Source organism: Mycobacterium sp. E136 (genome assembly GCF_001666865.1).
Taxonomy (GTDB): Bacteria; Actinomycetota; Actinomycetes; order Mycobacteriales; family Mycobacteriaceae; genus Mycobacterium.
This window is the reverse complement of sequence record NZ_LZJE01000324.1, coordinates 42,604-50,002: the sequence shown is the minus strand read 5'-3', so window position 1 is coordinate 50,002 and position 7,399 is coordinate 42,604. Positions and strand designations below refer to the sequence as shown.

The following is a 7,399-nucleotide window of genomic DNA, read 5'->3' as shown; positions in this document are numbered from 1 at the left end:
GGCATTACCGATCGAGGATAGTATCTTTTCCTGAAAGAGAGAATAAGCATTCTCGCACGAAGGAGCGGCGCGGTGACGACCATTGATTACGGCATTTTCGACTGCGACACGCACTGCTATGAGACGCGCGACGCCTTCACCCGGTACCTACCCGAGGAGTTCAAGGACCGGGCCATCACGACGGTGCGGGGCGCTGACGGTGTGGAGGTGATTCTCGCCGGTCACCGCGCCGCTCCTTCGTGCGAGAATGCTTATTCTCTCTTTCAGGAAAAGATACTATCCTCGATCGGTAATGCCTATCCGGGGTTGTTTCGAACGAGTACCGCCTCCGTCGGACCCATCGCCGCGGCGATGGTCACCGCGCCAGTGCGGAAGGAAAACATGACTGCAGCAACGGTATTCGCCGTCGTCGCAGTGGGAGGTCGGTATGTCCACCGCTGAGGCGGAGGATCACCGCGACCTGCGTCAAGCAGTCCGCGATTTCCTCACTGCCAGGTCGCCGAGCAGCGCCGTGCGAGCCGCGATGGATTCTGTGTCCGGCTATGACGAGCGGGTTTGGCACGAGTTGGCCGCCGACCTCGGCCTGGCCGCGATCGCCGTGCCCGAGGAGTTCGGGGGTGCGGGCGCGGGCGTGCCCGAACTCTCGGTCGTCTTCGAAGAGATGGGCGCGGCCCTGGTATGCGCCCCGTTCTTCTCCACCGTGGCGCTCGCGATCCCCACGCTGCTCGCCAGCGGTGACACGGCCGCGATGCGGGACTATCTACCTGCGCTCGTCGAAGGGTCGAGGACCGCCACCGTGATCTTCAACGGAAGCCTCGATCCATGGGACCCCGACGCCGTGACACTGTCGGCGCACAGCGACGGTCCCTCTCATCGGCTCTACGGGAGCGCCGCACTCGTCGTCGACGGTCATACGGTCAATACCGTTCTGGCAGCGGCGAATACAGCCGCCGGCACGTCGCTTTTCGCGGTGGAGGGAGACGCCGACGGCCTGAGCCGCCAACCGTTGGCGACGCTCGACCGGACGCGCAAGATCGCGAAGCTGGACTTCGAAGCCGTCTCCGCGCGGCTCATCGGGACCGACGGCGCCGCCGCGCCCGCCCTCGAGCGCGCACACCGAGTCGCGGTCATCGCGCTGGCCGCCGAACAGCTCGGAGGGGCGCAGCGATGCCTGGAAATGGCCGTGGGCTACGCGAAAGAACGCATCCAATTCGGCCGTGCCATCGGCAGCTTCCAGGCCGTCAAACATCGCTGCGCGGACATGCTCGTGCAGGTCGAGGGGGCGCGATCGGCCGTACAGCACGCCGCCGGACTGCCCGACGGTGAGGACCGGGCGGTGGCGGCTTCGGTGGCCAAGATGTCCTGTTCGGAGGCGTTTCTTCAGGCGGCGCTGGACAACATGCGGATCCACGGCGGCATCGGATTCACCTGGGAGCACGACGCACACCTCTACGTCCGTCGCGCGAAAGCCACCCAACTGGTCTTCGGCACCCCCGATTACCACGCACAACGCTTGGCAGACCTCGTCACATCATCAAGCCACCAGCCGGAAGGACGACCGTGACCGTTTCATATTCGCTCGAAATCCCCACTCAGCGGGTGGAGGAGGCATCGGAGTTCGTCACTGCCGAAGCGATCGCCGAGATAGCGCGCGGCGCCGAGTCCAGCGGATTCGCCGCTGTGCACGTCACCGACCACCCAGCACCCGATGCCAAGTGGCTCGACCACGGCGGCCACCACGCCCTTGATCCGTTCGTCGCGCTTTCGTTCGCCGCAGCGGCCACCACCGACGTGAAGCTGCTGACCAATGTCTACATCGCCGCCTATCGCAATCCCTTCCTGGGCGCGAAGTCGATTCAGAGCCTCGCCGTCCTGTCCGGCGGCCGCCTCATCCTCGGCACGGCCGCCGGCTATCTCAAGCCGGAGTTCAGGGCGCTGGGAATCGATTTCGACGCTCGGGGTGCGCTGCTGGACGAGGCGCTCGACGTCCTGAGCCGGGTGATGACCGGAGATGACGTCGCCTACGAAGGGTCGTCGTTCGCTGCGCGGGGGGTGCGTTTGCGACCGCTGCCTGCGGCCCCGCCCATCTGGGTGGGGGGCAACAGCAAGCCCGCTGTGCGTCGCGCGGTGTCGCGCGCCCAGGGATGGGCGCCGTTCAACACCTTCGGCTACGCGGCGGCGTCACGAACCGCAGAAATCTCTTCCCTCGAGGACCTCGAGGCCGCGATCGTGTGGGCTAAAAAATACGCCGCTGAAGTGGGTCGAACCGAGCCGCTGGACATCTGCTTCTCGGCGGGGAACCTGCTCGACGACAGCAAGTCCGCCGACGAACGACACGCCACCATCGCGAGGCTCGAAGCCATGGGCGTGACGTGGTTGACCATCGCCCCTCAGGGCGGCGACCGCGCCGAGGTGATCGATCAAGCGCGGGTATTCGCCAAGGAGTTCATCGCATAAGACCACTCATCTCGTCGGTGACGTAAACACAAGTTGCCGCTGCACGATAACGTGTGTTCTCATGCCGCAACCACGCCTGCAAGACCTCCTCAATCCCGCCACGACCGCGCTGGTCACCCAGGAGTGCCAGGGCGGAGTGATCGGCCCGCAAGCCGGTCTACCGATGCTCGCAGAAGAAGCGCGCCGCGAAGCGATCCCGAACATCGCGCGACTTCTCGATGCGGCCCGCGCGGCAGGGGTGACGGTGGTGCACTGCCTGATCCAGAAGCGCCCCGACAACCGCGGATCGAACACCAACGCCAGGCTGTTCATGGCGGGTAAGTCCTTCGCCGCAGACCTGACGCCCGGAAGTCCGGGCGCCTCCGTGCTGCCGGAACTCGATCAGGCCCCTAGCGACATCGTCCTCACCCGCCTGCATGGCGTCGGGCCCATGACCGGCACGGATCTCGACTCGGTCCTGCGGAACCTCAATATCAAAACCATTGTGGGTGTCGGCGTTTCGGTCAACATTGCGATACCGAATTTCGTCATGGATGCCGTCAATCGGAGTTACCAGTTCGTGCTGCCACGCGACGCGGTGAGCGGGTATCCGCGGGAGTACGCGGAGTCGGTCATCGACAACTCGTTGGCGCTGCTAGCGACGGTGACGACGACGGACGACGTCGTCCAAGCCTGGAAGGAAATCGGCACCTGAGCCCATATGGATGTCGCCAACGCATGGTGATAACGTCGTTCTCACCAGCCGTAAATGCTCATATCCGCTGCTCTTAGGAGGTCGACCACATGTCACCCCGGTCCCTGCCGTATCCGGTCTTCGACATCGACAACCACATGTACGAGACGACCGACGCGCTCACCAAATATCTGCCGAAGCAGCACCGCGGCAAGGTCGGCTACGTCGAGGTCAACGGCCGGCCGAAGCTTGTCGTCAAGGACCACATCAGCCACATGATCCCCAACCCCACGTTCGAACGCGTCGCTCGCCCGGGTAGCGCGGAGGACTACTTTCTGGGCAACAATCCCGAGGGGTTGAATTTCCGCGAGTTCGTCGGGGAGCCAATGGAAGTGATCCCGGCCTTCCAGGCGCCCGCACCACGGCTGGAACTGATGGACGAACTCGGCATCGACCAGTGCGTCATGTACCCCACGCTCGCCAGCCTCATCGAGGAACGCACCACCGACGACGTCGTCCTGACCCATGCGATCATCCACGCGCTCAACGAGTGGATGCACGAACACTGGACCTTCAACTACCAAGACCGAATCTTCGCCACGCCGGTGATCTGCCTGCCGCTGGTCGACGAGGCCATCAAGGAGTTCCGCTGGTGCCTCGAGCGCGGGATGAAGACCTTCCTCGTGCGGCCTGCCCCGGTGCCGAGCCGATTCGGGGGATCGCGCTCGATGGGCCTGCCGGAGTACGACCCGTTCTGGCAGGAGGTCGTCGACGCCGGCATTCCCGTGACATTCCACGCGGCAGACAGCGGCTACCAGAAGCACCTCATGGAATGGGAGGGCGGCGACGAGTACCTCTCCTTCAAGCCCAGCGCACTGCGCGAGGTGGTGATGGGCTTCCGGGCGATGGAGGACACCCTGGCCGCGCTGATCTGCCACGGTGCGCTCTCGCGCTTCCCCGACCTGAAGGTCCTCGTGGTAGAGAACGGCAGCGGCTGGGTGCGAAACCTTCTGCGCCTGTTGGACAAGGCCTATCGGACGATGCCCCAGGAGTTCGACGAACATCCCGTCGAGGTGTTCAAGCGCAACGTCTACATTCACCCGTTCCTCGAGGACGACATCAAGGGGATCGTCGAGATCATGGGTGAGGACCACGTGATGTTCGGATCGGACTTCCCGCACCCCGAGGGCATCGGCGATCCGCTCAGTTTCGTCGACCGACTGGAGGGGTTGTCGGAGACGACGAAGGCGAAGATCATGGGCGGCAACGCCATCGAGCAACTGGGCCTGCAAAAGGTCCCGGCGTGAACCAGACGACCGCGTCGCCGACGGAGTACGACGGGATCGCCGCGTTCGAGGAGCACGTGGGCGAGCATCTGGGGTACAGCGATTGGCGCGAGGTCACCCAGAAAGAGATCGACCTGTTCGCCGAGGCCACGGGTGACCACCAGTGGATCCACGTGGACGCCGAGAAGGCGGCGAAAGGGCCCTACGGCAAGACCATTGCCCACGGCTATCTCACACTGTCGTTGGTGCCCATCCTCGTCCAACAGATCTACAAGGTGACCGGGTTGTCGATGCAGGTGAATTACGGTGTCGACAAACTACGGTTTCCGGCACCCGTTCCCGTCGACTCCCGCATCCGCGCGGGCGCAGAACTGATCAAGGTGGACCGCACCAACAACGGCGCCAGGGCCACGGTGCGGGTCACCGTCGAGGTCGAAGGATCCGAACGGCCGGCCTGCGTCGTCGACACCATCGCTGCGATGGTTGACTGAAAGCATCACTCCAGCAGGCGTTCGCCGATGATGCGTCGTTCGCGAAGAGCGGCGATCTCCTCCCCGGTCAGCCCCAGCGCGCCGAGTACCTCGTCGTTGTGTTGACCCAGAGTCGGTGACGTGGTGCGGTGGTGGCGCGACGGTCCCGGCGTGATCCGGAACGGCCATCCGGGGTACCGCTGCCGGCCGGCGATCCGATGGTCCAGGTCTTCATAGAACCCGCGTGCCTCGAGCTGATCGACGTCGTACATCCGGTCGGCGGTCATCAGCCGCTGCGCTGGCACGCCGCGTTGGAGCAGCGCTTCGGCGATATCGTCGGCCTGCCGCGTGGCCGTGCACTCCGCGATCACCTCGTCGAACTCCTCGTGGTGGCGCAACCGCGCCTCCGCGGACGCAAATCTCCGGTCGTCACGCAATTCAGGGCGGCCGATCGCGTCGGTCACGGCTGCCCAGTCGGCGTCGTCGCGCACCGACAGCGCCACCCAATCGTCCTCTCCGGCAGCGGGATAGACGCCCTGTGCGTATCGGCGGTGCCGATTGCCCTCGCGTTCGCGCACCCGTCCCGTCAACGAATACTCGATGACGGGTTCGGCCGTCACCGCCGCGCCGACCTCGATCTGGGCCACCTCGATCAGCTGGCCCTCACCGGTTCGGCGCCGGTGTTCGAGCGCTGCGAGGAGCGCCACAGTGGCGTGAACGCCTGCGATCGGGTCGGCCGGACCCTGCAGGTTGCACGGGGGGCCGTCGGCGTAGCCGGTCACCGCGGACATCCCGGCGAGCTGTTCGATGTTCAGGGCCCAGCCGACGTAATCCCGCCATGGACCCTCGAGGCCGAACCCGGGCATGCGAACCATGACCACATCCGGGTTGATTTGGACCAAAGAGTCGTAGTCCAACCCGAACTGTTCGACCACCCGCGGCGAGAAATTCTCAACCACCACGTCGGCGTCGGCAGCGAGGCGCAGCGCCAATTCCCGGCCGGCATCGGTACCGAGGTCAAGGGTGATGTCGCGCTTGTTGAGGTTCGTGCCCTGCCACAACGGCCCGATCTCGTACCAGTCGTCGCTGTTGCGCAACAGCGAACCCGAGTACCGGTGCCCGTCGGGACGCTGAATCGACTCGACCTTGACGACGTCGGCACCGAACGCGCCGAGATAGCAGGTGAGATACGCTCCGGCCCAGAACGTGCTGAGGTCAAAGACTTTCAGTCCTGCGAACGGTTGCGATGCATCGCTTTCGAATTCGGCCTTGTGCTGCTCCGGCGTCTCCCACCGGGTGACTCCCGTCGTCCCCAGAGTCGGGGCGGGCCGCGGCGCACCCAGCGTCCTCCCCAACCGGAACGGTGCCCCTGGCCGTCGAAACCGCGCATCCTCGGGCCCGCCGTCGACGAAGAAGCCGCGGTCGCGGTATTGTGGGCAGTCCTCGATCGACGAGCCGTCATTGATGGGGGCGGCCGGAATCCGCATGGCCTGGCTCAGCTCGACGAGGTCGCCGACCGAGATCGAGTCCAGCCAGGGCTGCGCCTTCGCGAAAAACTCGTCGCGTTCGGGCCCGCCCAGCATGATCGCGAGCTGGTGTTCGCCGAATTCGGGGAGCCCCATCATCGCGCAGACGTCGAGCCAGTGCTGTCCGGTGAGACAGTTGATGCCGATCCAGCCGTCGGCCGCCCGGACGATGCCCAGCATCGGGGCGGCCTTCGAATTCGTCGGCAGTCCCATGCTTTTCAGCCGCTCGGCCATCAGCATCGGATAGGGCAGCGTGCACAACAATGATTCGAACGCCGAGACGTCGGCCTCCACGAGCCGATCCGGTTCGCTGTCCGCGATGCGCAGGGCGGTCAGCGCCGCGAGCGCCGCGTAGCCTCCCGCGATGTACTCCGGTATGCGCGCTCCGGCCTGCACAGGAGGTCGGCCGAACTCCCTGAGATTCACCCAGCCCGACGCCGCTTGCAGGGTCAGTGACGTCGACGGCTGGTCACGCCGGGGGCCCTCCTGCCCATAGTCCGAGATCCTCACGACGACAAGGTCGCTGTTGATTTGTTGCAGTGAATCGCGATCGAGTCCCCAATCGAATCGCTCGGCCGACCCGGCGGGCAGATCCTCGACCAGTAGGTCGGCCCCGGAGATCAGTTCGTGAGCTTGTTCAATGCCGGCAGCGGTGCGCAAATCCACTGTCAGACCGAGCTTTCCGGCGTTGAGGTACTCGAACAACCCACCGTGTTCCTGCGATTCCTCGCGAAACGGCCCCCATGCGCGTAGCGGATCACCCGTCGGCGGTTCGATCTTGCACACCTCGGCACCGAGGTCGGCCAGGAGCTTGGTGCAGTACGGTGCCGCGATGTCGCCGCCCAGTTCGACGACGCGCAGTCCGGCCAGGGCTTCGCCCGGATCGATGGTTCGCTCGCAAGCGTCGCTCACGCCTCGACTCCTCCCCGCTGCGTTCCTCGTTCCTGCGGTACTCGCTGCGATGCTCGCGCGTCGTCGCCTTCGGGG

General features: G+C 65.2%; 6 protein-coding genes and 1 pseudogene. 6 read left to right on the top strand and 1 reads right to left on the bottom strand.

The features are described 5' to 3' along the window. Nucleotides 1–72: 72 nt before the first annotated feature. From A5698_RS29900 to A5698_RS21715, 6 genes and pseudogenes are all read left to right on the top strand, one after another. A pseudogene (locus A5698_RS29900) lies at nucleotides 73–234 on the top strand (amidohydrolase family protein); the annotation flags it as partial. A gap of 193 nt (nucleotides 235–427) precedes the next feature. Further along, a complete protein-coding gene (locus A5698_RS21735) occupies nucleotides 428–1,564 on the top strand; it encodes an acyl-CoA dehydrogenase family protein (RefSeq protein WP_068300953.1) in 1,137 nt (378 codons plus the stop codon). Then, complete coding sequence (locus tag A5698_RS21730) at nucleotides 1,561–2,457, top strand: TIGR03619 family F420-dependent LLM class oxidoreductase (protein ID WP_068300951.1); 897 nt, start codon at nucleotides 1,561–1,563, stop codon at nucleotides 2,455–2,457. The genes A5698_RS21735 and A5698_RS21730 overlap by 4 nt, the downstream gene beginning before the upstream one ends. Nucleotides 2,458–2,518: 61 nt before the next feature. Further along, nucleotides 2,519–3,151, top strand: a complete 633-nt coding sequence (locus tag A5698_RS21725) for a cysteine hydrolase family protein (protein WP_068300948.1) — start codon at nucleotides 2,519–2,521, stop codon at nucleotides 3,149–3,151. 89 nt (nucleotides 3,152–3,240) lie between these two features. After that, nucleotides 3,241–4,437, top strand: a complete 1,197-nt coding sequence (locus A5698_RS21720; protein WP_068300945.1) for an amidohydrolase family protein — start codon at nucleotides 3,241–3,243, stop codon at nucleotides 4,435–4,437. After that, a complete protein-coding gene (locus A5698_RS21715) occupies nucleotides 4,434–4,907 on the top strand; it encodes a MaoC family dehydratase (protein ID WP_067083251.1) in 474 nt (157 codons plus the stop codon). Before A5698_RS21720 ends, A5698_RS21715 begins: the two co-directional genes overlap by 4 nt. A gap of 5 nt (nucleotides 4,908–4,912) precedes the next feature. Here the strand turns inward: A5698_RS21715 and A5698_RS21710 are convergent, their stop codons facing one another. Further along, on the bottom strand, nucleotides 4,913–7,273 hold the full coding sequence (locus A5698_RS21710) for a CaiB/BaiF CoA transferase family protein (RefSeq protein WP_068300977.1): 2,361 nt from the start codon (nucleotides 7,271–7,273) through the stop codon (nucleotides 4,913–4,915). Between the last annotated feature and the right edge of the window lie 126 nt (nucleotides 7,274–7,399).